We start from the raw sequence: 23,146 nt of genomic DNA on the forward strand, positions 1-23,146 counted from the left end.
CCCGATTCACTGACCGCCTCCTGTCGATGCGGCCGCCTCAGCGGGCAGCGGCGGTCCTGCGGGTCCCGGCCCCGACACCGGCGCCGGCGTCGGGGCGACGGGACCGGGCACCACGTCCGGTCCGGGCGGCGGCGGCGAGATCGGTTGCGGATTGCCGGGCTGCCCGATATACGGCAGTGGGCCGGGCTCCTCGTTGTACGCGTTCGGCGGCCCAGGCGGGGTTTGATACTGCGATTCAACGGGTTCGATGTCCGGGCCACCCATCAGTTCGGCCAGCGATTCCGGGGTCAGCAGGCCCTCCGTGATCGGGCCTACCTGTACGCCCTGCATCCCGGGCGCCGTGATCCACCCGTGCTGGGTGTTGCGGTGCGAGAGTGCTGTGTCGGGCACCCAGATCCCGGGGACGGTGGTGTCCTTGTAGCCGGGCGGTGGTTGCAGCCGCGGCTCGGAGTAGGCGACCTGCTTGGGTAGCGTCGCGGCGGTGGTGAACGGGTTCAACCCGAACGGTATGTAGTTGAACTTGATCGCATCGAGAATCGGCGCCAGGTACTGGGCACAGATTTCGGCAGATTCCTGGTAGCCCAGCCGGCTGCCCGCCTGGATCGTACTGCAGATCAACTGCATTGGGTTCGCGAAGCCGATGGCACCGAGGAGTGACACCGGCTGGGCCACGACGGCGCCCTGTGCCGGGTGGTAAATGTTAACCCCATTCGCCAGTGCCGTCGGCAATACGTGCAACAAGGTTTCCAAAGCGTCCAATGGTTCGGGTTGGAGCAGCGCGTTGGTCACGTCGGCGAGGTTGTTGACGTCGTGCGTCAGCACCTCACGGTTCTTGGCGAGGAACGGGCGAAGAGTCGTGAGCAAACCGTCGAACTGCTGTATTGCGTTGGCCAGGTCCCGGTCGGAGCCGGTCAGGCTGTTGGTGAATTTGGCCAGGTTGGTGTTGAGCGCAACGAACTTCTGGTCGTCCTCGTGCAGCGCGTTGACGAACAGCGCCAGACTGCGCACCACGGCGAAAAAGTCGCCGCGGCCCTCGTTGAGCGCGGTCAACGACCGCGAGAGGCTGTCCAGCGTGGCGTTGAGTTGCTTGCCCTTGCGGGACAGCCCGTCGGCGAACGACTCGATGACCTCACCGAACGGTCCCTTGGGCTGCTCCTTGGTGGGCCCGAATTTGTCGATGATGTTGGTGACGCTATTGCGCAGCGCGTCCCACTCGGTCGGCACCTGGGTGCGCTCGATCGGGATCACCGCGTTATCGCCCATCACCGGACCACCCCGATACGGTGGATCCAATTGGATGTTCCGGGCCGCCACCAGGGTGGGGTTGAGGATCGACGCCTGCGCGTTGGCCGGCACCTTGTACTTATTGGAGTAGTGGAAGGTCACCTTCATCTTGTCGCCGGCCGGCTCGACCTTGTCGATCGCACCCACCTTCACGCCCATGATCCGGACTTCGTCCCCGGAATAGAGCGCGTTGGCTTCCGGGAAGTAGGCCACCACGGTGTTGTTGACCAACTTCTTGTAGAGCTGAATCCCAACGAAGCCGACGACCAGGGCAAGCACAATCACGAGCGAGCCGATGATCACCGACGCCCGTGACAGCTTGGGCAGCCGCAGGTTGCGGATATCAAAAATGGTGCTCATGGTGGCGGGCTACTCCCCCCTAGGCTGCCTCCGCCTCCGCCGGGCTGGCTTCCCCCCACGCCGGGCGGGATGAACGGAGCTGGCAGCTGTTGTCCTGGTCCGGGTGGCGCTGCGGGTCCGGGTGGCAGCCCGGGCGCGAATGTCGACGGCGGTGGGGGCGGACCGGCCGGCCCCAGCGGCTCACTGCGCGACCCGGGCGGTCCCGGCGCGATCGGCACCGGGGTGCCGGGAACGTCCGGAGGCGCATCGCCCGGTCGCCCGCCGATCGGGATTCCCGGTGTCGGCGGCAGGCCGTTGGAGTTCGGCGGTGACGAGAGGACATCGGGCAACACCGGATACGGCCCATTAGGCCCGTACGGCCCCAGCGCTTGGTCGAGGCCCGCACACGGCATCGGGTTCCACGGCCGCGGCAGCAGGTCCGGCGTCGGCGTGTACGAGCACGGCGATCCCGGCGCAACCGCCGGTCCCGGATGATCCGGGATGCCCTCCAGCACCGGTGGCGCCGGGGGTGGCGCACCGTTGGGGAATCGGGTGCCGTTGGGGTCGGGGAACCGGAACGCCGGCAGGCCCGCGTTGCGCCAGAATTCCTCGGGATCGATGCCGCGCTTCTTGAACGCCGCATCCACCCACGGCTGCAGGACCTGGTACGGCGTCAGCAAAAACTGTTCCAGCGATACCTTGAAGTACGGTCCCGACGCGACAGTTTCGTTGAGGGCGGTGACGTGAGTGGAGAGCATGGAGACCGTTTGAACCAAGTCCTCCTTGCGGGCCATCAGCAGGTCGCTGACGCTACGCAATTGCTCCAGCACGTGGTTCAGGTTGGGGTTGTCGTTGATGAGCCCCTGCACCTGGGTCGAGAACGCAGACACATTACCCAGCAGCGCGCTGATTGCCCGGCTGCGCTCGTTGAACGCGGCCAGCAGCGTGTTGGCGTTGACGAACAGCCGGTCGACCTGTTCGCTGCGATCACCCAGCACGCTGGCGATCTGGTTGGCCTGCGCGAGTAAGTGCGTGATCTGCTCGTCGCGCTTGCCGATGGTGTCGGAGAATTTCTCCACCCCTTTGAGCGCGTCGCTCAGGTGCGGGTAGGTCTCATCGACGGTCTCCGTCAACACATGCAGCGATTGTTTGACGGTGTCGACGTCCCAGCCCTCGGCGGCCCTGGTGACGTCGAAGAACGCGTCGTAAACCTGATACGGGGTGGTGCTTTGCCCCAGCGGCAGCGTGGCGTTCGCCCGCAGTGTCTGGGTGCCGCGCGGCTCGATCTCGAGCACCTTCCGACCCAGGATGGTGTCGGTCTTGATCGCCAGCCGGCTCTCGGTGCCGATGGTGTTGGCCCCGGTCGTGAACTTGATCACGACGCGGTCGCCGTCGATCTCGATCCCTTGTACGTCGCCGACGTTCATGCCGGCGATGCGCACCCTGTCGCCCTTGTGCAGTTGACCGCTGTCCGGGAACTGTGCGTAGTAACTCGGCTTGGCGAACAGCATCGGCACGCTGGTGAGGCTTTGACCGACGGCGGTGGCGAGCACCACCACGATGATGCCCATGAGTCCAATCCGGAGGCGGTTGGGAGGTTCCAGCGTTCTCATTGCGGCGTGCACCTACCTGTCGGCTGCTGGAAAATCCTGACCGTGCGGACCGGCCCGTTGGGCTGCAGTCCGTTGGTCTTCAGCGTGAAGTCGCAGAGGTAGAAGTTAATCCAGTCTCCGTAGCTGGCGATCGCGCGGTCCACGATGTTTATTCCGGTCGGTGCCCGGTGGAGTAGGTCGTCGTACTGGTCGCGCCGATCGATGATGGCTTGCTGGATCGGGTCCAGGTAGTTCAGGGTGTCGTGCAGCAGGGCCCGGTTGTCGGCCAGCAAGTCGGCCACCGTTCCGGCGGCATTGCTGATGCTCGCGGTGTTTGCGGCCAGCGGATCGGCGTGGTTGTTCAGCCCGGTAATCAGTTTCTCGAAGTTGTCGACGGTCTGGTCGAACTCCTTGCGGTGCCTGACTGTGGTGTCCAGCACGATGTTCAGGTTCTTGACCACCTCGCCGATCGCCTGGTCACGCTCGGCGATGTGGGAGGTCAGCTGCGCGGTCTGGTCGAGGATGTCGTTGATGGTGCCGCCTTGGCCCTGGAAGACGGTGATGATGGCCGACGCGATGTTATTGACCTTTTCCGGGTCCAGCGCCCGAAACAGCGGCTTGAAACCGCCGATCAACGCGTCGAGATCCAGGGCCGGATGCGTGCGCGACAGGGGGATGAAACCACCGGGCGGGAGAACCCGGTCCGCGCCCTCGCCCTCACCGCGTTTGAGTTCCAGGTAGCGGTCACCGATCAGGTTGAGGTAGCGAATCTGGGCGGTCGTCGACTGATACAGCGGCACCGAGCGGTCGATGTCGAAGTCCACCCGCACCCGCCGGCCGTTGTCGACCAGCTTGATCTTTTTGACCTTGCCGATCTCCACCCCGGCGGCGCGGACGAACTGGCCGTTCCGCAACCCGCTGGCATTGCTGAACTCCGCGGAGTAGCCATTGGTCCGGTCGAACCGCATCTGACCGAACACCACGACGAGCAGTGCCGTGAAGAGCAGCAGCACCACCCCGACGGCGCCGAGCTTGATGACAGTGCCTCTGATACTCATGGGTTGATCGTGTTGTCCCCTACTTGGCGGCCCCAGACGTACTCGATGGCGTACGGTGAGCCGACGTCTACGTGGTTGTACGGCGCCAGGCTGGCGCCGGTGTCCGTCACCAGATACGGGGTCGGCCACAGCTCGCGGGTGATCTGCTGCCAGCACCCCGGCGCCCCGCCGGGCCCGCCGCGAGCGTTGGTCCGCGGCAGATTCTCCGGGTAGATATAAGGATTCGGCGCGCCGCCGACGAGTCCGGCTAACCCCGCGAGTCCCATCGTGCCCGCTGTGATGCCGATCCCCGGGAGAGACGCGAGCAGTCCCGCCCCGCCCAGGAACGTGAGTTGGGTTCGCAGTTCGTAGCCGCCAAAGCCGCCCGTACCCGCGGCGATCTTCGGTTCGGCCTCGTCGACGTTGCGGGCGGTGCAGTACAGCGCCGGCGCGTAGGTGTGCAGCAGCTGGGCAGTGGGCACCAGATCGGCGGCGCCGCGGGCCAAATACGGCCCGCCGCGCTCGAAGATGTCGGCGCCGGTGTTGCCGAATCCGGTCGCCGCCAACAACGCTTGATCCAGTTCCTTTTCATGGCTGTGCAGTGTGCGTGCCGTGGTGGCCCCGTTGTTGAGGAACTCCAGCAGGTCTGGCGCTGCGTTGGCGTAGGTATCGCCCAGAGCGGCCAGTGCCTGAATGTCGTGACGGATAGTCGGCATTCGCGGATTGACGTCATCGAGGATGGCGTTGCCGTTGACGATCGACTGTCCGAACTTGTCGCCCAACCCGCTCAACGCATCCGCGGCCGCGCTCAGCGTCAGATTCAATTTGACCGGATCCACCTTTTCGGTGATCGAAGTGATCGTCTGGAACACCGTGTTGATCTCTGTCGTGACATGTGTCGCGTCGATCGTGGTGTGCGGCGAGATCCGTTTCTTCGACGGGTCTTTCGGCGAGGTGAACGATACGTACTTGCCCCCGAACAGTGTGGTCGCCACGATTTTGGCGTCCACATTGGCCGGGATCAGCTTGAGATAGCGGGGATACACGTCCAAAGCGAACTTGGCCGCCGGCTTGCCGTCCTTCTGCACCTCGGAAATGCTCGCCACCCGGCCGATCTGCACGCCGTTGTAGGTGACCTTCGAGCCGGGGTCCATCACCAAACCCGCCCGTGAAGCCAGCATCGTCAGCTGGGTCTTCGGCGTGAAATCGCCCTTGTACTGCAGGTACACCACCCACAGCACCAGCGCACCGACCAATGCGACCACCACCCCGGCCGTCCGGTACGGCTGGAACGGTGGCTTGTTTTCTTTCGACTGTGGATATGTCATGGCCGCTACACCGTGAAAGCGAAGTTGGGATCGACGCCGTAGAGCATCATCTCGGCCAGCAGGACAATGACGTTCACCGACACCAGCGAGAAACGCATCGATCGGCCGACAGCTTCACCGACACCGACCGGGCCGCCGCTTGCGGTGTACCCGTAGTAACAATGGGTCAGCATCACGATGCCGGCCATGATGATGACCTCCGCGAATGACCAAAACACGTCGTCGGGGCGCAGGAACGTCCGGAAATAATGCTCGTAGGTGCCGGAAGGCTGACCGAAGAACACCGTGGTGACAACTTGCGGCGCCAGGAACGACGTGATCAGCCCCAGTGCGTAGAGCGGGATGATCACCACCAGTCCGGCCAGCGCCCGGGTGGACACCAGATACGCCATCGACTTGATGCCCATCACTTCCAGTGCGTCGATCTCTTCGCTGATCCGCATGGCGCCCAATTCCGCGGTAGCACCGGCGCCGACGGTGGCCGCAAGCACGACGCCGGAGACGACCGGGGCAACGAGGCGAACGTTGATCAGCGCCGCGACGAACCCGAGCAGCGTCTGGATACCGATCTGGCTTAGCGCCGAAAAACCCTGAAGGGCGACCAGGGAGCCAGAGGACAGTGTCACAAAGGCGATGATCACGGCGGTGCCGCCGACGACGGCCATGGCACCGGTGCCCATGCCGAGTTGGGCGACCAGCCGTACGATTTCCGTGCGGTAACGGGTCACCGCCCACAGCATGTCGCGGCCGCCGATCAGCGCGAACCAGCCCATCTTCCCGGCTTCTTCGAGCGGTCGGCCCGCAGCGCCGCCGTAACGACGAAGACTGCCGGCTGCCCGCGGGAAGCGGGCACGTAGTACTTGGGCCATCGTCATATCCGGGCCGCCGTTCCGAACTTCACACCGATGGCAGTCAGAATCACGTTGACCGCGTACAGCGCGACCACACACAGCACCACGGTCTCGTTGACGGCGGTGCCCAGACCCTTGGAACCGCCGCTGGTGGTCAGCCCTCGGTAGCAGCCAACCAGGCCGGCGATCAGTCCGAATGTCAAGGCTTTGATTGTCGCGATGACCACTTCGGGCAGCCCGGTGATCAGGGTCAACGTGGCGAGGTAGGCGCCGCCGGACACGTTCTGGAGGTAGACGCCGAAAATGAAGCCGCCCACCAATCCCACCATGCTCACCAAGGCGTTGAGCAACATCGCGACCAAGGCGCAGGCGACAACCCGGGGCAGCACCAACCGGTGAATGGGGTCGATGCCGAGCACCTCCATCGCGTCGATTTCCTCGCGGATGGTGCGTGCACCCAGGTCGGCACAGATGGCTGTGGCCGCCGCTCCGGCGACCACCAGTACCGTCACGATCGGCCCGATCTGGGTGACCACAGCGACCCCCGCGCCCGCACCCGAGATGTCGGCGGCGCCCACCTGGATCAGCAGGATGTTGAACGTGAAGACGAACAGCACCGTCACCGGTATCGAGACCGCCATGGTCGGCAGAAATGCGACCCTGATGATGAACCAGCACTGCTGGATGAACTCGCGCCATTCGAACGGCCAGCGGAACAACGCCTTACCGGTCAGCACGCACATCCGGAAGAAGCCGCCGACGAGGACCAGCGGCGGACCTAGTTGGTCGCGGACGTAATCGGTTAGCCGTGGCTGCGTCGACGTCACCGGAGCCCCCTTGCGATGGAGCCTCGTGCCTCGCGGCGCAACAGCGGATCGTGTCGCACGCGTCCTCCTCGCCCTGTATTCGCGGGTGTGACCGCCGTCTCCCTACTGGCAGGTAGTAAGAGAGACCACAGGACCATACCCGATGGCTCGCTCTGCTGGCACCGCATCTGCACTATTGACCCTTTGTCAGTCTCACCTGGAGTGTTTTCGTTATGTCAGCCTGCTGCCTCGGCCCCAGGATCGCTTGACACAGACGCGCTTTCGGGAGGGTTCGGCGCGCCGTAGCGAGTGCGCAGTTCGGTTTTGAGAACCTTTCCGGCCGGGTTGCGGGGCAGCGCGTCGACGATCTCGAGCCCTTTGGGGTGCTTATAGCGCGCGAGTCGTTCGGTGAGGAATTCGTCGAGATCTGCTAGGCGCAGGTCGGTCTGGGACACCGCCGCCACGGCAATCGGTACTTCGCCCCACTTTTCGTGCGTGCGGCCGATGATGGCGACCTCGACGATGCCCGGGTGGGCAGCGAGCACGTTTTCCACTTCGGCGCAGTAGATGTTCTCCCCGCCGGAGATGATCATGTCCTTCTTGCGGTCGACGACCCACACGTAGCCGTCTTCGTCCATCCGAACCAGGTCACCCGAATGGAACCAGCCTCCGGCAAACGCTTCGGCGGTAGCTTCGGGGTTGTTCCAGTAGCCGCTCATCAAGGTCGGTGCGCGGTAGACGATTTCGCCGACCTGGCCGACGGGCACGTCGTTCATGTCGTCGTCGACCACCCGGGCAGCGACGGTGGGGATCACCTTGCCGACCGATCCACGCTTACGGATCGCGTCTTCGCCGAGCAACATGCAGGTGACCGGCGACATCTCGGTCTGTCCGAACGCAGCCAATATCTGCGCTCCCGGAAAGGTTTCCGACATCTGCCGCAGCAGCGTGTCGGATGCCGGCGCCGCGCCCCACGAAATGACCCGCAACCGAACGTCACGGGGATTGGCTTGTTGCGCAGCACATACCGCCTGCCATTGGGCCGGCACCAAAAAGATGCCGGTGACTCGTTCGGCGGCCAGTACGTCGAGCAACTGACCGGGATCGAATGCGCCTAACGGGTGGATCACCGTCGGAATCCCCAGCAGCATCCCGGTCAGCATGTTGCCTACCCCGGCGATGTGAAAGAACGGGACGCCGATGAAGCCGACGTCGTCGGCGTCTACGCCGTGGGTGTACAACCCGGTCATTGTTTGACCGGTGAGATTGGTGTGCGTAAGTACCGCGCCCTTCGGCCGCCCGGTGGTGCCCGAGGTGTACATGATCAGCGCCGGCGAGTCATTGGGGATGTCCACCGGTTGGTTGCTATCGCCGGACTCGGCGATCAGTTCTTCGTACCCCTGCACGCCTTCTTCGCTCGCACCGCCGGCGACGATGATCTTGCCGAGCACCGGGGTGAGGTTTGCGACGCCGGTCGCCACCGCGGCCAGCACGGGTTCGGTGATGATCACCCGCGCCTCGCAGTCCTCGACAAGAAATGCAATCTCGGGCGGCGTGAGCCGGAAGTTCACCGGAACCGCGATCGCGCCGAGCATGTTGGCGGCCAGCACCGACTCGACAAACTCGGTCCGGTTCAGCATCAAGATCATCACCCGGTCCCCGAAGCCCACCCCGCGGCGGCTCAACGCATCGGCCAACGCGGTGACCCGGTGCAGGAGTTCGGCCCACGTGATGGTGTTGCCCAGGAACCTCAATGCCGTCGCACCGGGCTGCATCAATGCATGCCGTTCGAGTTGGTTCACCCAGTTCTGCCGTCGGGCGCGATACGGCTGGTCGGTGGCGGTGGTCTGCTCGCCGGAGAGCTGCGCGGTCAACTAGTGAATCCCTTCGTCGCACGTACGCCATGAAGTTGATATTTGATAAAACATAGTGTTGTCTGGGTCACACTATGGTCTTCGCGCCGCGAAGACAAGTCCCGATGACAATACGAAAGGGCCCGTGAACGCACCGACTCCTATGCAGCGTCGCAGCCGGCTTCCGCTGCGCCGCGCGCAGCTATCCGACGAGGTGGCGGGCCACTTGCGGGCGGCGATCATGTCCGGTGCACTGCCGCCGGGGACGTTCATTCGACTCGATGAGACCGCGGCCAAACTCGGAGTCAGCGTTACGCCGGTGCGCGAGGCGCTACTGAAACTGCGCGGCGAGGGCATGGTGCAACTCGAGCCGCACCGTGGTCACGTCGTGCTGCCGCTCACCCGGCAGGACGTCGACGACATTTTCTGGCTGCAAGCCACCATCGCCCGGGAGTTGGCCACGACAGCCACCGAAAACATCACCGATGCCGACATCGATGAACTCGAGCGCGTCAACGAAGCGCTCTCGGCAGCGGTGGCGACCACCGACACCGAGGCGGTTGCGGCGCTGGAGTTCGCGTTTCACCGGACCTTCAACCACGCCACCGGACGGATCAAGCTGGCCTGGTTTCTGCTGCACGTCGCAAGGTATATGCCGTTGCTGGTCTACGCCGCGGACGGGGACTGGGGCAGGGCCGCCGTCGATAACCACCGGCAGCTGATCGCCGCACTGCGCGGCCGCGACGTCGACGCCGTCGTCGAACACACCGCTTGGCAGTTCGCCGACGGCGCACGTCGCCTGACCGAAAAGCTGGACCGCAGCGGAATCTGGGGCTAAACACCCCATCCGCATCGGCCGTCACGGCGAACAGCCAACGGTTATGAGTTGGTTGGTTGCTCGGCGCGCTGCTTGAGGTTGTCCGCCAGGTAGTCCAGTGCGTTGTTGATCATCTTCTTGACCATCGGCGCGGGTACCGGCATCGCGGGCTCGACATCCATGTCCACGGTCAGCAGCGACGTCGCACCCATCTCCACCACGCTGAACAACTGCTCCTGCTTTTTGAACAGGTCGCCCTGCTGCATCACGGTCTGGATCTGGGTCGGGCTCGGGTAGTACACCGCCTGGATATAGGTGCCCTCGATGCCCTGCACGGCGGTGTCGAGCCGCAGCTGGCTCGGCCGGCCGTCGTCGTAGCGGGCCAGCACCCAAAGACCTTTGATCTCTTCGTTCCATTGCGGATACGACTCGAAGTCGGCGACGATGGCCATGATCGAAGCCGCGTCGGCCGCGACCTCGACGGTCTTGCTCACGATCGGCATTGGGCGAGCATATCGGTGGCGGCCGCAAGCGCGGCCAACCCGCTAACTCACGCAGGCCGTCGCCAGCAGCGAGCGGATAGCCTCGGGAATCGGTTGCGCTTTGCGGCTGGTTCGGTCGACGTAGACGTGGACCCAATGTCCGAGCGCCGTGGCGGGTTGCGGTTCGTCGTCGGCGGCGCGGAACACGGCCAGCCGATAGGTGACGCTGCTGCGTCCCAGCCGGGTCACCGCCAGGCCGACGATCAGTCGCTCGGGAAAATGCAGTTCGGAGAAGTAGCGGCAACCCGATTCGGCGACGACACCTTGCGACGGCATGGTGACCGGGTCGACGTCGACGTTGGTGTTGATCCAGCCGTTGATCGCGGTGTCGAAGAGTTGGTAGTACACCGCGTTGTTGAGATGGCCGAACATGTCGTTGTCGGCCCATCGGGTATGCACGGACCAATGCACCGGAAAGTCGCGGCTGGTGAGCCCGTCGGAGGCGGGCGGCCCCCCAGAAAACACCGTCATGGTTGTATTCGAACATGCTCCATATTCGGGGTGCGGTGCTGGAGCGCATCGGATCGCCCCGGCCCTACGCGCAATCGCGACCGGTCAGCGTCGACGAGCTCGACCTGGCGGAACCACAAGCCGGGGAGCTGCAGATCCGGATCGAAGCCGCCGGCGTATGCCACTCCGACCTGTCGGTGGTCGACGGCAACCGGGTACGTCCGGTTCCGATGCTGCTGGGACACGAGGCAGCCGGAATCGTCGAACGAATCGGTGCGGACGTCGGCGACCTGAGCATCGGTCAGCGGGTGGTGATGGCATTTCTGCCGCGCTGCGGCCACTGCGCGGCCTGCGCCACCGAGGGATTGACGCCGTGTGAGCCCGGCAGCGCTGCCAACGCCGCGGGCACGTTGCTGGGCGGCGGGATGCGGCTGACCCGCGATGGCCGGCCGGTGTATCACCACCTGGGTGTGTCGGGTTTTGCCACGCATGCCGTCGTGCACCGCGCCAGCGCCGTTCCCGTCCCAGCCGACGTACCGCCTGCTGTCGCGGCGCTGCTCGGGTGCGCGGTGCTGACCGGCGGAGGCGCGGTACTCAACGTCGGCAAGCCGCGGCCAGGCCAGACCGTGGTGGTCGTCGGTCTGGGCGGCGTTGGCATGGCAGCAGTAATGACCGCGCTGGCCTACGACGACGTTCGCGTCATCGCTGTCGACCAGCTGACCGAGAAGTTGACGGCCGCACGTGGTCTGGGCGCTCACGAGACGTATAGCCCGCAGGCGGCCACCGATGCCGGGGTCAAGGCGCCCATCATCATCGAGGCCGCAGGCCACCCCGCCGCGCTGCACACGGCGATCGACTTGACCGCTCCGGGGGGCCGGACGATCACCGTGGGGCTGCCCCCGCCGGATACCCGGATCAGTGTGTCGCCGTTGGGTTTTGTCGCCGAGGGCCGCTCGTTGATCGGCAGCTATCTGGGTTCGGCGGTACCTGCGCGTGACATTCCGCGGTTCGTCGAGCTGTGGCGCGCGGGCCGGCTGCCGGTGGAGTCGTTGGTGTCTTCGACGATCTCGCTCGACGACATCAATGGCGCGATGGACCGGCTCGCGGACGGCACGGCCGTGCGTCAGCTCATCACTTTCGACGCCGCCCCATAGAAGATCCGCTGCAGCGCCCGGCCCTGGAGGCTGAACAGCTGCTGCGAGGTTTCCCAGTCGGGCAGCAGCGAATCGAACCCATGGCAGGTGCCGGGAAACAGGTGCAGTTCGGTGGCGACGCCCGCGCGCAACAGCCGTGCCGCGTAGTCGAGTGCTTCGTCACGGAGCGGATCGATCTCCGTACAGCTGATGAACGCCGGTGGAAGTCCGGCCAACGACCCGCGCCGGGCGGGCACGGCCTCTGCGGATGGCGGTGTCTTGCCCAGGTAATGCCGCCACATCAGCTCGGCGGCGGGACCGTCGAACGCCGGGGTGGCCGCGAACTCGATCTTCGACGCGGTGGGCCGGTCGTCGAGCACCGGCTGATGCAGCAGTTGGAACACCACACCGGGAGCGCCACGTTGGGCGAGGCACGCCGCCAACGCGGCGCCGGCGCTGCTGCCCGCGACGGCCAGCCGGGTCGGGTCGATATCCAGTTTCGCCGTATTGGCGCTCACCCAGCTCAGGACCCCGAGGGCGTCGTCGAGTGCGGCCGGATAAGGGTTTTCGGGCGCGAGCCGGTAGTCAGCGGATATCACCGTGCAATATCCGCGACGGGCCAGTTCCACGCACTGGCGGTGGTCGACGTCAAGGTTGCCCAGTACGAACGCGCCGGCGTGACAGTAGACGACAGCAGGCGCCGGCGACGGCCCGCCGCGGTAGATCCGCACCGACACCGATCCGGCGACCTCGGTGCTGACCGCAACGCCGCTGATGTCGGTGTCGGTCACCGCCACGGCGCGGCGCTGGTTGAGCGAATCGCGAGTCGGGCCAATCATTTCCAGGGACAGGTCCGTCGCTACCGCCTGCAAAGCCGGGTCGAGTCGCTGCACCGCTAGCCGCTTCCGACGGCGTGGTCCGCCGGCTCGACGGCGGCCACTGGGGCAAAGGTGAAATCGTCGGACTTGAATCGGCGCGTCATAGCCCAGAAGGCGCGCGCGCTGCGCGGCCACTGGGTGACGACGCGTCCGTTGGCTGCGCGGAAGTAGTTGCTGCACCGGGTGGTCCAGACGGTGCCCCGCATCCACTGGTCGACCCGGGCAAGAAACTGGGCCATCGCGGCGGGCCGCACCGCTACATACGACGCGCGCTTGCGCCGCATGTATTTCAGCACTCGCACGATGTAGCGCGCTTGGGCTTCCAGTACGAAAATCACGCTGTTGGAGCCGACGTTGGTGTTGGGGCCGTAGAGCATGAAGAAGTTGGGAAATCCCGGTACGGCCATGCCTAGATAGGCGTGGGCTCCGTCGCACCAGACATCGCGCAACGCTAACCCGTCTTCGCCGACCACGTCGATCTCACCGAGATAGTCGGCGGCGGCGTAACCGGTGGCACAGACCACGACATCGACGTCGCGTTCGGTGCCGTCCTCGGTAACCAAAGAGCTGGCGCGCAGGTACCGCGCCGGGCTGCTGAGCACCTCCACGTTGGGCCGCGCCAACGCCCCCAGGTAGTCCGACGAGAAGACCAGCCGCTTGCAGCCCATCGGGTGATCAGGAGTCAGCTTGTGCCGCAATGCTTCGTCGTCGACCGCGGTTTCCAGTAGCCCCAACGCGATGTCGGTGAATTCTCGGGTCTTGTCGCTACCGTGCTCGATCACCGAGATGTTCGCCTCGCTGCGTAACCACAATCGGGTGCGGTAGAGCTTCTTGGCCATCGGGACGTGGGCGAATACCCAACGCTCCCTGGTGCTGTACGACCGATCGGGCTTGGGCAGTATCCAGGTCGCAGACCGTTGCACCGAATAGACCTTGGCGGCGACCTTGGCCAGCTCCGGCACCAGTTGCGCGGCGGTCGATCCGGTTCCCAGGACGGCGATACGTGCACCATCGAGGTCGACGGAATGATCCCACCGTGACGAGTGCATCACCGTTCCGGTGAACGGTTGCTCTTCGACTAGGTCGGGCACGACGGCGCGGGTGAACAGCCCGACAGCCGAGACCACGATGTCGAAATGATGCTGCTCACCGGTCGTGGTGGTCAATCGCCACCGCTGCGTACTGGGATTCCACTGTGCCGAACGTATCTCGGTACCCAACTGCAAATGCCGGTTCAGGTCATAGCGGTTGGCGCAGTGCTCGAAGTACGCCAGAATCTCCGGCTGCCCGGACCACAGCCGAGACCAGTGTGGGTTCAACGCGAACGAGTAGGAGTACAGATGTGACTTCACGTCACAGGCCAGACCGGGATAGGTGTTGATCCGCCACGTCCCGCCGACGCCGTCCTCGCGGTCGAAGATGGTGAAGTCGTGAAACCCGGCGCGCGCCAGTAGTATTCCCAGCGCCAATCCGCCGGGCCCGGCCCCGATGATGCCGACAGTCACTGAATCTGGAGGCATTGTCCACCGTCGACGACTAGTTCGGCGCCGGTGATGAACGACGCCTTCTCCGACACCAGAAAGGCCACCGCGTCGGCGACTTCGGGCGGCTGCCCGATGCGGCCGGAGATCGAGGTGGCCGCTAGCCGTTCTTGAGTGGCGTCGTCGAGCATCGGCGTCGCGATCGGTCCGGGGAACACCGCATTGACGCGGATGCCTGATGCGGCCAGTTCGGCGGCCGCGCTCTGGGTCAGCCCGCGCAGCGCCCACTTCGAGGAGCCGTATGCGGTGTGTCGCGGGAAGGCCCGGATCGCGCCGGTGCTGCAGGTGTTGACGATGGCCGCACCTGGCGCGGCCCGCAACTGATCCAGGGCTGCGCGGATGCCCAGGAATGCGCCCAGACAGTTGACCCGCCAGGCGGTTTCGAGGCCCTCAACGGACTCCTTGTCGATGGTCGCGCGGTGCAGCACGCCGGCGTTGTTGACCAGGGTGCTCAACCAACCGAACCGGTCGACAACCGTGGCGACGGCCTCGCTCCACTCCGACGGCGACGTCACGTCGAGCGGTACGGCGATCACCGCTTGGTCGTTCATCGCGTCGACGGCAGCGATCAACTCCGGTGCGCTGATATCGCAAGCTGCAACGCGAAACCCGTCGGCGCGCAACCGTTCCACGATGGCCCGACCCTGACCGCGGGCGGCGCCGGTGACCAGGGCGACGCGCTGGTCGGTTGTCATGACGAGGTGGCCTCGCGCAGATGCTGCAGTGCGCCGCACCGCAATGCCTGGGATTCCGACATCAAGGTGATCATCTGATACCCCAGTGTGGCCATAACCCGACCCGTCGCCCCGTTACCGGCGTGGACACCGGTGACCAGGCCTGCTGCCGAGGCGGCGTGGTGAACGGTGGCCATCGCCGCGCGCACGTCGGGGTGGCTGCGCGCCTCGGCGACTTGCACACCCATTGACAATGCGAGGTCGGCGGGTCCGACGTAGATACCGGAAAGCCCGGGGACAGCGCAGATCTGCTCCAAATCTGCCAGCGCTGCGGCGGTTTCGATCATCGCGAATACGCTCACCCGCGACTCCAGTTCGGTGGTGTCGTAGCCCAGGCTCGCCCGCAGCGGCCCGAAGCTGCGCACCCCCGACGGCGGATAGCGGGTCGCGGAAACGGCGGCCGCGGCTTGGTCGGCCGATTCGATCATCGCGATGACGACCGCGTCGGCGCCGGCGTCGATCACCCGCCCGATCGGTGCCGGGTCGGCTGACGGCAACCGCACCACCGTGGCGATCGGCACATGCTCGAGGCGGCGCAGCATGGCAGCGATCGCAGCGTCGTCGAGGTAGCTGTGCTGCGCGTCGATGCCCACGTAGTCGTAGCCGGCGCGGGCGAACTCCTCGGGCCCGATCAGGGTCGGGCCGGTCACCCAGCCGCCCCACAGCGGGGCTTTGCCGTGCAGCGCCTGCTGCAGCCGGCTCCCCGTCATCTCGAACCTGCGATCGCGATCTTGACGCGCTCCGGGACTGGGCGGCACGCCAATTCGAATGCATCCTGCACGTCGGCGATGTCGAAGGTGTGGGTGAGGTAAGTCTCGAGCAGCTCGGGATGCTCGGCGGCGAACTTGCCGGCAAGGTCCAAAACCCTTCTGCGATCCAACGTCACACCGGATTTCAGGGTCAGGTTGTTGCGCAACATGGTGCGCATGCTGATCGGATAGCTCTCGTCGTCGGCGACGCCGAAATAGCAGACGGTGCCGCCGGGCGCAGCGGCTTCGATGGCGTGGCCGAGGGTGGCGACTTGATGGCCGACCGCTTCGATGACGATGTCTGCCCGGTCGTGGGGGCCCAGCTGGCTGACCCACCGGTCGCTGGTGGCGCGCACCATGGTGTCGACGCCGAATGCCGCTGCGACGGCGGTGCGGTCGACGGGATCCACGCCCGTGACGTGGCGCGCCCCCGCCGCTTTGGCGACATAGGCGAACAACAGCCCAATCGATCCTTGACCGAGAATCGCGACGGTGCGCCCCTCCAGTACGGGCAACTGCTCGACGGCGTAGAGCACGCACGCCAACGGCTGCAGGCCGATCGCCTGCTGCGGTGTCAGCGCCGGGTCGTACGGCGCGAGGCCGTCGCCGTCGCTGACCACCCGCTCCATCAATCCGTCAAACCCGGACGCCCAACCCACCAGCTGGTCGCCGGGCCGGTGGTCGGGGTGGCGGCTGGCGATCACCTCGCCGACCACTTCGTGAATCGGGTAGCCGTCCTTTTCGGCACCGCTGCGGCCGTCATCTCCCGGAAGCCGGCCCCGCACACCACGAAACGCCGGCAGATCGCTGCCACAGATGCCGGCTGCCGAAAACCGCAGCAACACCTGGCGATCGGCGAGGCATTCGGGGATCTTTTCAGCGATGGCGGTCCGCTCGAACTGGTAAGGGGCGACGATCCGATAGGACCACACGTCAGACCTCCACCGGGACGCTGCTGAAGCCCCACTGAAAGCTGGACGCCGGCCGGAACGCGGCCTCGTCGATGATCCGAAAGTCGGGCACCCGCCGCAACCACTCCTGCACCAGGATTGCGATCTCGAGACGCGCGAGGTGATAGCCCAGGCAGAAGTGCTGACCGCGGCCGAAGGCCAACGACCGTTTGATGGGCCGATTCCAGATGAACTCGTCGGGCTGCCGATACTCGCGTTCGTCGCGGTTGGCCGACGCCAGCAATGTGATGATGCGCTGGCCCGGCTGGATGGTGGTGTCGTGCATCGTGAACGGCTTTCGGGCCGTCCGCGCAAACCATTGCGCCGGCGCGCAATAGCGGACCATTTCATCGCGCGCAACGGGTACGTTGGTGTCCGGATCTGCCCGTACGGCCGCGAGTTGATCCGGATGCCGGCCGAGTTCCCACAGCCCGTGGGCCACGATCTTGGGTACCGTCTCCGTCCCGCCGATCAGCACGCACAGCAACTGCGTTGCCGTCTCGACGTCGTCGAGTGCGCTGCCGTCGGGTAGTCGGTAGTCAAGCAACCCGTCGACAACCGGCAGTTCGCCGTCGGACGGGCGGGCCCGCCGGCGCTCGACAACGGGGGTGAGGTATTCCAGGTAACCGGGGCGAGCCTTGGCGGTGTCGACCCCGGCTTCGGGCTGAGGCAGGCTGCCGGCGTTGACCGCGGCGAGTACCTCGCCCGCCAGATCTGTTGGCAGGCCCAGCAAGTCACACACCATCGCGGCCGCCACGATGCCGCCGTATTCCTGGGTCAAATCGAGGCGCCGACGTGGTAGCAGCTCATCCAGCCGCTGGTTGGCCAGGTCACGAATCCGCGCCTCCAACCGGGTCACCGATCTCGGGCGCAGCGGCCGGCCATGGGCTCGACGAATGCCGTCGTAGATCGGCGCGTCGAACATGGCGTGAAACGGCAGCGGATGCAGCGGCGGGTCTGGCACCGGACCGTCGTTGTGGTTCGCCAAAACCGTTGCAGCGGGCAGGGTTCCCTCGGAGGCGACAAATGTCCCGTCGTTGACTTCCAACACCCGCCAGATGTCGTCGAACCGAGAAACAGCGTAGGTGTCCCACTTCGGGATGTAGTAGAGCGGATGGTTGTCCCGCAGCTCACGGTAGTACGGCAGCGGGTCTGCCATCACCGCCGGATCGAACGGATCGTAGGTAAAGCTCTGGGCCACAGTCATTGCAGCGGAGACGGCGCTAGAGCCTGCAGGATCGAGTCTTCCCAGCCGTCGCGCAGTGCGGGGGCCACGCTCATCCAGGTGACGATTTCGGCGGGCGGGTTCTCCTTCCAGGACGGGTAGTGCTCGGCGAAGCATTCCCAGCCGCCGTCCAGCGCCCAGTAGTGAATGACCTCGTTGTAGCGAAAAGTGGTGGTGAACGAGCCGAGCCAGCGCTTACCTGTCCGCTCCGACCAGGGCACGTACAGCCGTTCCAGTTCCCGGATGTAGTCGTCCTGGCGTCCGGGCTTGGTTTGCATGATCTCCTGGATCACGACGGCGGCATCGAAGTTCGCTTCGCGGAGTTGGCGCAGCGTCTTGTTGCTGGGCCCGGGATACATGATCCGACCCTCCCCCGATGCCGCGATCTCCGACAAGAATTCCGACCACTTGGCCGCCTGCGCCTGGTGGCTTCCGCCGCGCGCCTGGGCAGCGCCGATGCGCGCATAGTCGGCGAACGCGTCGATTTCCCAGATGACGGTGACCTGCGGCCAGTGACCGTTGTAGGCGGTGGTTTCCCACAGCCCGAACAGCCGAGCGCCGAGATCGGTCATCATCGGCTGATAGAGGTCGGTGAACACTTCGGTGAAACGGTCGCTGCGCCCGGAGCCCAACGCGATGGTCTCGTGCAGATACAGCAACGTGTGGCTGTGGTGCTTCCGCATCAGTCGACCCGGATCAGTTCCGAACTGACCGGCGAACAGGCGTTGATGTGGCTGCGCAAGCTCTCGGTAGGGCCGACCGGCAGGTCCGCGCCGGCCGCGGCGAGCGCGTGGCGTTTGAAAGACTGTGCAGCCCCGCTGAGCACATGCTCTACGGCGGCCGTCCGGCGATCGACCGCCAGCGGCCAATCGTCACCCCACAACGTCACCTCGGTCAGACTGTGGTCCAGTGCCTCGAGCACCGCGTCACGGATTCGGGAGTCGACGGCCAGTGCTTGGGCGCTGACTGCCAATCCCGCGCCGGCCAACGGCGTGCTGAGCTCCGCTTCCAGATCCAGCCGCCCCAGACCCAAGATCCGCAGCGCCCGGACGTCCTGGGTTTGCGGCAACAGGACATTGACCTCCCAGCCGGCCATCACCCGGTCGAACAACCAACCGCCGGCCGAGCCCACCACGTCGGCCACATCGGGCGCGACCACATCCAGCCGATACTTCGAACTTTGCCGGGTCTGCTCGCTTCGGCGTGAACGGGGTTTTGACGCAACGCTAACCACGGTCGACGTCGTCATCGCATCATCCTCAGTGCGTAACGGGGCTGAGCGGCTGCAGTCGGGCCGCACCGCAATCGAGCACCAGCGTGACATTTTTAAGCGAATCTGTAAAGCCTCTAGGTGTCTCGACTTGATTTCAACTCGGCAAGAACTTCGTCGGTGTGCTCGCCGAGGCCCGGCGCGATGTGGCGCGGCGCCCACGGCGTGCCGTGAAAGTCGACCGGTGTGGCGACCATGGAAACGCCTGCGGCGCCGTCCGGTACATTTACCAGTCCGCCCGCGGCGTGAAACTGGTCGTCCGCCACGACATCCTCGATCGTGTTGATCGGCGACCAGAAGAAATCCGGTTCGCGGGCAAAGGCTTCCGCCCATTCCGACAGCGATTTGGTGGAGAAGATCTCGTCCAACTCGGCGATCAACTCGGCGGCATTGGCCGCGCGGGCCCGCGGCTGGGCGAAGCGCGGATCGGACAGCCACTCCGGCCGGTTCACTGCCCGGCACAACGGTGGCCAATGCCGTTCCCCCTGCAGGCCGACGATCCAGAATCGCCGTCCGTCACCGGCCACGTAGTTGTTCATGCACGGGTTCCCCATCGACTCGCGTTGTCCGATGGCGATCGACTGGCCGGTCAACAGGAACGTGTTGAGGTCGAAACTGACCGTGTAGGCGCCCTGCCGGTACAGCGAGGTCGTCACCAGTTGACCGGTGCCGGTGCGCGTGCGGGCGATCAGTGCGGCGCAGACCCCGGCGGCCAGTGTCATGCCCGCGGTGTGATCGCCCATGCCGCCCCGTTGGAACGGCGGCGTGGCTCCCGGGCGCGTCAGCAGATGAGCCAGTCCCGCTCGGGCCCAGTAGGCCGCGACGTCATAGGCCGCGCGGTCGGCGTCGGGTCCGCTCAGTCCATAACCCGTGATCAAGCCGTAGACCAGACGGGGATTGTCCGCCGCCACCGTCTCGTAGTCCAGCCCCAACCGACGCAGCGCACCGGGACGCACGTTGGACAGGAAAACGTCGGCGTCGCTGAGTAGCTCGAGTGCCGTGGCACGGCCGTCCTCGCCGGTGAGGTCGAGCACGACGCTGCGCTTGGATCGATTGTCCATTTCGAAGGGTGGGTTGGTGTCCAGCCCGCCGAGGATCCGGGCGAAGGTGCGCCCCGGGTCACCGGTCGGCGGCTCGATCTTGACGACGTCGGCGCCCCAGTCGGCGAGTATGCCGCCCGCGGCCGGGCCTGCCACCCAGACGCCGAGTTCGACGACCTTCGTGCCTTCCAGCGGTCCAGCCACCCGGATCCTCCGATGATTTCGACGAAACTCTTTACACTTCTGCACTAGTTCGTAAACTACGCGGATAGGCTCGCGGACCTAGGAGGCTAGCGGCCGGTGGCAGGCGATTTCGGGATTTCATCGGGGGCGGCCCGAACTGTCCGCCGCGCGGTGCCCGTCGCGGGTTTGGCCGCCCACCTGGGCCGGGGTGTACAGCGTGTTGCCACCGATGCGCTTGCCGGTGGACTGCGCTCGTTTCCGCGTCGGATCGCCGACCTCAGCCCGACGGTCCTGTCGCGGCTCATCGGGCGATCGGTGTCCTCGGTGTCGATCATCGCCGGCGACTCGGGAACGTCCTCGCGGGCGCGGCTGGCGCTGCGCGGCGACGGCGTTCCGGAATCGGTTTTCGTCAAGATGACGGCACAGACCGCGGCGACACGGCTGATGGGCGAGCTGGGCCGGCTAGCGCACACCGAGGTCCGGTTCTACCGCGAGCTGTCGGCAGGGCTGGCCGGGGTTCCCAAATCGTATGGGTCTGCCTTCGACCCACTGACCGGTCGCTATGTGCTGCTGCTGGAGGATCTGGCGGTCGACGAGTGCCGGTTCCCCGACACGTTGCATCCGCTGGACAAGGACCAAGCCGGTCGGGTCGTGGAGATTTTGGCTCGGCTGCACGCACGGTTTTGGGGGCGCCTGCCCGACGAGAAGAGCAGCGGGCCGCTCGGCTGGGTCTATAGCGCGTCGGGTGACCACACTTCGCTGCTGACGGGCTTTCTGCTCAAAACATCCGCGCGCCGGCTGGCCGAACGCACGTCGATACCGGTGGAAGCCGGCCGCTTCATCGACGACAACTACCGCGCTGTGGCGCAATTGATCGATACGCCGCCGCACACGGTGATGCATGGTGACGCCCACCCGGGAAACGTCTACTTCCGCAACGGCGCGGCGGGTCTGCTCGATTGGCAGGCTGTGCGCCGTGGGCATCCCAGCCGCGAACTCGCCTACACGCTGATTACCAGCATGACCACCGCCGACCGGCAGGCCAGCGAGCGGGAGCTGCTCGACGAATACCGCCGAGCGTTGGCTGCGGCCGGCGGCCCGCTACTCGATCGCGAAGAGTTGTGGGAGCGCTACCGAACCGCAGCCCTGTATGCCTATGTGGCGCCGTTGATTACCGCGGGCATGGGCGGCATGCAAGCCGAAAGCATTGCGTTGGAAGGCGTTCGACGAGGCGTGGCCGCGCTGACGGATCTGGAGACGGTGCCGTTGCTCGAGAAATCACTGTCGTCGTGAGCACCCGGGACCGGATATTGCTGGCCACCGCCGAGGTGCTCAGTCGCAACGGCGTGACCAAGCTGAATCTCTCCGATGTCGCGCTGCAGGCCGGGGTCTCCCGGCCGACCCTCTACCGATGGTTCGCCTCCAAGGAGGAACTGCTCGACGCGTTCGGTGATCACGAACGGCAGATGTTCGACAGCGGTATCAGCCGCGCCACCGCCGGCCTGCACGGATCGGACAAGCTTGACGCCGCGTTGCGCTTCATCGTCGAATTCCAACAGTCCTACTCGGGTGTCCGCGTGGTGGATGTCGAGCCCGCAGTCGCTATTTCTCAACTGGCCGAGGTGATTCCGGCAATGCGGGCGCGGCTGCAGCGGTTGCTTCCCGGTCCGAGCGGAGCCGTCAAAGCGGCCACCGCCATCCGGGTCGCCGTGGCGCACTACATCGTGCGCAGCGATGACGGCGACCAATTTCTGGCGCAGCTTCGCCATGCGGTCGGGCTCAGGTCGCCGGTGAACGGGGTGGGGTCATGAGCCTGGTCGCGGGCAGCGGGCCGCTGAGCGCCGATCCGGCCGGCCGGTTCTCCGCGCCGTTGCCGGACGGCCTGGTGTACGTCGAGCCGCATCCGCGCCGCGTGCAAGCGGTGGTCGACGGCCGCTCGATTATCGATACCGAACACGCGCTGCTGGTACACCGTCGGGGTCGGCCGCTGTCCTACGCCTTTCCCGCCGACGAGGTCGGCGAGTTGCCCAGCGAGGCTGAGCCTGAGGCGCCCGGGTACGTCACGGTGCCCTGGGACGCGGTCGACGCTTGGCTGGAGGAAGGTCGCATGCTCGTGCAATATCCGCCGAATCCGTATCACCGTGTCGACTGCCGCCCGACGCGGCGCCGGCTGCGCGTCGACGTCTGCGCCACAACGATCGTGGACACCGACGACACGATGATCGTGTTCGAGACCGCGCTGGAACCTCGGCTCTACGTGGACCCGTCGTTGGTCCGCACCGATCTGCTGCGGCGCACCGACACCGCGACCTACTGCAACTACAAGGGGTATGCGACCTATTGGGCCGCAGTCATCGACGGCACTGTGGTAAACGACATCGCCTGGAGCTACCCGGACCCGCCGCCGGAAACCTTGCCGATCAAGGGTTTTCTCAGTTTCGACGCCGAGCGCGCCGACGTCACCGCGGAGCTGCCGTCACCGCGGTAGCCATCGTCCAGACTGCCGTCACGGTATCGAGACTGCGGCCACGGTTAGTTGTAGCG

Annotated in this window: 23 protein-coding genes; 5 read left to right on the forward strand and 18 right to left on the reverse strand. The window is 65.7% G+C overall.

Annotated features, from left to right (window positions below):
- Positions 1 to 6 precede the first annotated feature (6 nt).
- From AC5Y49_RS14195 to fadD5, 7 genes are all read right to left on the reverse strand, one after another.
- Complete coding sequence (locus AC5Y49_RS14195) at positions 7 to 1,644, reverse strand: virulence factor Mce family protein (protein ID WP_499887922.1); 1,638 nt, start codon at positions 1,642 to 1,644, stop codon at positions 7 to 9.
- Positions 1,641 to 3,236, reverse strand: coding sequence for a virulence factor Mce family protein (locus tag AC5Y49_RS14200; protein ID WP_499887924.1), 1,596 nt, complete (start codon positions 3,234 to 3,236; stop codon positions 1,641 to 1,643). The genes AC5Y49_RS14195 and AC5Y49_RS14200 overlap by 4 nt, the downstream gene beginning before the upstream one ends.
- Positions 3,233 to 4,273, reverse strand: a complete 1,041-nt coding sequence (locus AC5Y49_RS14205; protein WP_499887926.1) for a virulence factor Mce family protein — start codon at positions 4,271 to 4,273, stop codon at positions 3,233 to 3,235. The genes AC5Y49_RS14200 and AC5Y49_RS14205 overlap by 4 nt, the downstream gene beginning before the upstream one ends.
- The gene (locus tag AC5Y49_RS14210) at positions 4,270 to 5,580 is read right to left on the reverse strand and encodes an MCE family protein (protein ID WP_499887928.1); all 1,311 of its coding nucleotides are present in this window, start codon (positions 5,578 to 5,580) and stop codon (positions 4,270 to 4,272) included. The genes AC5Y49_RS14205 and AC5Y49_RS14210 overlap by 4 nt, the downstream gene beginning before the upstream one ends.
- Positions 5,581 to 5,585: 5 nt before the next feature.
- The gene (locus AC5Y49_RS14215) at positions 5,586 to 6,455 is read right to left on the reverse strand and encodes an ABC transporter permease (protein WP_499887930.1); all 870 of its coding nucleotides are present in this window, start codon (positions 6,453 to 6,455) and stop codon (positions 5,586 to 5,588) included.
- Positions 6,452 to 7,258: an MlaE family ABC transporter permease gene (locus AC5Y49_RS14220; protein ID WP_499887932.1), complete on the reverse strand. Its 807-nt coding sequence runs from the start codon at positions 7,256 to 7,258 to the stop codon at positions 6,452 to 6,454. The genes AC5Y49_RS14215 and AC5Y49_RS14220 overlap by 4 nt, the downstream gene beginning before the upstream one ends.
- A 215-nt stretch (positions 7,259 to 7,473) precedes the next feature.
- A complete protein-coding gene (gene fadD5 / locus AC5Y49_RS14225; RefSeq protein WP_499887933.1) occupies positions 7,474 to 9,111 on the reverse strand; it encodes a fatty-acid--CoA ligase FadD5 in 1,638 nt (545 codons plus the stop codon).
- A 124-nt stretch (positions 9,112 to 9,235) separates the two neighbouring features.
- Between fadD5 and AC5Y49_RS14230 the strand changes: the two genes are divergently transcribed.
- Positions 9,236 to 9,928: a GntR family transcriptional regulator gene (locus tag AC5Y49_RS14230; RefSeq protein ID WP_499887935.1), complete on the forward strand. Its 693-nt coding sequence runs from the start codon at positions 9,236 to 9,238 to the stop codon at positions 9,926 to 9,928.
- 41 nt (positions 9,929 to 9,969) lie between these two features.
- Here the strand turns inward: AC5Y49_RS14230 and AC5Y49_RS14235 are convergent, their stop codons facing one another.
- Together AC5Y49_RS14235 and AC5Y49_RS14240 are read right to left on the reverse strand one after the other, a co-directional pair.
- On the reverse strand, positions 9,970 to 10,410 hold the full coding sequence (locus tag AC5Y49_RS14235; RefSeq protein ID WP_499887937.1) for an SRPBCC family protein: 441 nt from the start codon (positions 10,408 to 10,410) through the stop codon (positions 9,970 to 9,972).
- Positions 10,411 to 10,452: 42 nt separating this feature from the next.
- Positions 10,453 to 10,920 (reverse strand): acyl-CoA thioesterase, encoded by a 468-nt coding sequence (locus tag AC5Y49_RS14240; protein WP_499887939.1) that lies wholly within the window; start codon positions 10,918 to 10,920, stop codon positions 10,453 to 10,455.
- Positions 10,921 to 10,934: 14 nt separating this feature from the next.
- Here AC5Y49_RS14240 and AC5Y49_RS14245 point away from each other — a divergent pair, with 14 nt between their 5' ends.
- Positions 10,935 to 12,053, forward strand: coding sequence for an alcohol dehydrogenase catalytic domain-containing protein (locus AC5Y49_RS14245; RefSeq protein ID WP_499887941.1), 1,119 nt, complete (start codon positions 10,935 to 10,937; stop codon positions 12,051 to 12,053).
- Here the strand turns inward: AC5Y49_RS14245 and AC5Y49_RS14250 are convergent.
- From AC5Y49_RS14250 to AC5Y49_RS14290, 9 genes are all read right to left on the reverse strand, one after another.
- Complete coding sequence (locus tag AC5Y49_RS14250) at positions 12,023 to 12,871, reverse strand: alpha/beta hydrolase (RefSeq protein WP_499888048.1); 849 nt, start codon at positions 12,869 to 12,871, stop codon at positions 12,023 to 12,025. The two genes, AC5Y49_RS14245 and AC5Y49_RS14250, sit on opposite strands and share 31 nt — an antisense overlap.
- 56 nt (positions 12,872 to 12,927) lie before the next feature.
- Positions 12,928 to 14,430 carry a flavin-containing monooxygenase gene (locus tag AC5Y49_RS14255; RefSeq protein WP_499887942.1) on the reverse strand — a complete coding sequence of 501 codons (1,503 nt, stop codon included), beginning with the start codon at positions 14,428 to 14,430 and terminating at the stop codon, positions 12,928 to 12,930.
- Positions 14,412 to 15,146 carry an SDR family NAD(P)-dependent oxidoreductase gene (locus tag AC5Y49_RS14260; RefSeq protein ID WP_499887943.1) on the reverse strand — a complete coding sequence of 245 codons (735 nt, stop codon included), beginning with the start codon at positions 15,144 to 15,146 and terminating at the stop codon, positions 14,412 to 14,414. Before AC5Y49_RS14260 ends, AC5Y49_RS14255 begins: the two co-directional genes overlap by 19 nt.
- On the reverse strand, positions 15,143 to 15,895 hold the full coding sequence (locus AC5Y49_RS14265) for an HpcH/HpaI aldolase family protein (RefSeq protein ID WP_499887944.1): 753 nt from the start codon (positions 15,893 to 15,895) through the stop codon (positions 15,143 to 15,145). Before AC5Y49_RS14265 ends, AC5Y49_RS14260 begins: the two co-directional genes overlap by 4 nt.
- On the reverse strand, positions 15,892 to 16,866 hold the full coding sequence (locus AC5Y49_RS14270; RefSeq protein WP_499887946.1) for a zinc-binding dehydrogenase: 975 nt from the start codon (positions 16,864 to 16,866) through the stop codon (positions 15,892 to 15,894). Before AC5Y49_RS14270 ends, AC5Y49_RS14265 begins: the two co-directional genes overlap by 4 nt.
- A 1-nt stretch (position 16,867) precedes the next feature.
- Positions 16,868 to 18,091, reverse strand: coding sequence for a cytochrome P450 (locus AC5Y49_RS14275; RefSeq protein ID WP_499887948.1), 1,224 nt, complete (start codon positions 18,089 to 18,091; stop codon positions 16,868 to 16,870).
- Positions 18,088 to 18,792, reverse strand: a complete 705-nt coding sequence (locus AC5Y49_RS14280; protein ID WP_499887950.1) for an NIPSNAP family protein — start codon at positions 18,790 to 18,792, stop codon at positions 18,088 to 18,090. The genes AC5Y49_RS14275 and AC5Y49_RS14280 overlap by 4 nt, the downstream gene beginning before the upstream one ends.
- On the reverse strand, positions 18,792 to 19,358 hold the full coding sequence (locus tag AC5Y49_RS14285) for a hypothetical protein (RefSeq protein WP_499887951.1): 567 nt from the start codon (positions 19,356 to 19,358) through the stop codon (positions 18,792 to 18,794). The genes AC5Y49_RS14280 and AC5Y49_RS14285 overlap by 1 nt, the downstream gene beginning before the upstream one ends.
- A 98-nt stretch (positions 19,359 to 19,456) precedes the next feature.
- The gene (locus AC5Y49_RS14290) at positions 19,457 to 20,623 is read right to left on the reverse strand and encodes a CaiB/BaiF CoA transferase family protein (RefSeq protein WP_499887953.1); all 1,167 of its coding nucleotides are present in this window, start codon (positions 20,621 to 20,623) and stop codon (positions 19,457 to 19,459) included.
- Positions 20,624 to 20,719: 96 nt separating this feature from the next.
- Here AC5Y49_RS14290 and AC5Y49_RS14295 point away from each other — a divergent pair, with 96 nt between their 5' ends.
- From AC5Y49_RS14295 to AC5Y49_RS14305, 3 genes are read left to right on the forward strand one after another with little or no spacing between them, the layout of a single operon-like run.
- Complete coding sequence (locus AC5Y49_RS14295; protein ID WP_499887954.1) at positions 20,720 to 21,895, forward strand: phosphotransferase; 1,176 nt, start codon at positions 20,720 to 20,722, stop codon at positions 21,893 to 21,895.
- Entirely contained in the window at positions 21,892 to 22,413 is a 522-nt protein-coding gene (locus AC5Y49_RS14300) for a TetR/AcrR family transcriptional regulator (protein ID WP_499887956.1), read from the forward strand. Before AC5Y49_RS14295 ends, AC5Y49_RS14300 begins: the two co-directional genes overlap by 4 nt.
- Positions 22,410 to 23,090: a DUF427 domain-containing protein gene (locus AC5Y49_RS14305; RefSeq protein ID WP_499887958.1), complete on the forward strand. Its 681-nt coding sequence runs from the start codon at positions 22,410 to 22,412 to the stop codon at positions 23,088 to 23,090. Before AC5Y49_RS14300 ends, AC5Y49_RS14305 begins: the two co-directional genes overlap by 4 nt.
- Positions 23,091 to 23,146 lie beyond the last annotated feature (56 nt).

It is taken from the genome of Mycobacterium sp. NGS62 (assembly GCF_059812285.1).

Coding starts and splice junctions, on each gene's coding strand:
- AC5Y49_RS14275 (WP_499887948.1), bottom strand. CDS start 18,091: ATGACTGTGGCCCAGAGCTTTACCTACGATCCGTTCGATCCGGCGGTG.
- AC5Y49_RS14305 (WP_499887958.1), top strand. CDS start 22,410: ATGAGCCTGGTCGCGGGCAGCGGGCCGCTGAGCGCCGATCCGGCCGGC.
- AC5Y49_RS14250 (WP_499888048.1), bottom strand. CDS start 12,871: ATGATTGGCCCGACTCGCGATTCGCTCAACCAGCGCCGCGCCGTGGCG.
- AC5Y49_RS14280 (WP_499887950.1), bottom strand. CDS start 18,792: ATGCGGAAGCACCACAGCCACACGTTGCTGTATCTGCACGAGACCATC.
- AC5Y49_RS14255 (WP_499887942.1), bottom strand. CDS start 14,430: ATGCCTCCAGATTCAGTGACTGTCGGCATCATCGGGGCCGGGCCCGGC.
- AC5Y49_RS14265 (WP_499887944.1), bottom strand. CDS start 15,895: ATGACGGGGAGCCGGCTGCAGCAGGCGCTGCACGGCAAAGCCCCGCTG.
- AC5Y49_RS14240 (WP_499887939.1), bottom strand. CDS start 10,920: ATGACGGTGTTTTCTGGGGGGCCGCCCGCCTCCGACGGGCTCACCAGC.
- AC5Y49_RS14285 (WP_499887951.1), bottom strand. CDS start 19,358: ATGACGACGTCGACCGTGGTTAGCGTTGCGTCAAAACCCCGTTCACGC.
- AC5Y49_RS14205 (WP_499887926.1), bottom strand. CDS start 4,273: ATGAGTATCAGAGGCACTGTCATCAAGCTCGGCGCCGTCGGGGTGGTG.
- AC5Y49_RS14215 (WP_499887930.1), bottom strand. CDS start 6,455: ATGACGATGGCCCAAGTACTACGTGCCCGCTTCCCGCGGGCAGCCGGC.
- AC5Y49_RS14245 (WP_499887941.1), top strand. CDS start 10,935: ATGCTCCATATTCGGGGTGCGGTGCTGGAGCGCATCGGATCGCCCCGG.
- AC5Y49_RS14210 (WP_499887928.1), bottom strand. CDS start 5,580: ATGACATATCCACAGTCGAAAGAAAACAAGCCACCGTTCCAGCCGTAC.
- AC5Y49_RS14195 (WP_499887922.1), bottom strand. CDS start 1,644: ATGAGCACCATTTTTGATATCCGCAACCTGCGGCTGCCCAAGCTGTCA.
- AC5Y49_RS14200 (WP_499887924.1), bottom strand. CDS start 3,236: ATGAGAACGCTGGAACCTCCCAACCGCCTCCGGATTGGACTCATGGGC.
- AC5Y49_RS14235 (WP_499887937.1), bottom strand. CDS start 10,410: ATGCCGATCGTGAGCAAGACCGTCGAGGTCGCGGCCGACGCGGCTTCG.
- AC5Y49_RS14260 (WP_499887943.1), bottom strand. CDS start 15,146: ATGACAACCGACCAGCGCGTCGCCCTGGTCACCGGCGCCGCCCGCGGT.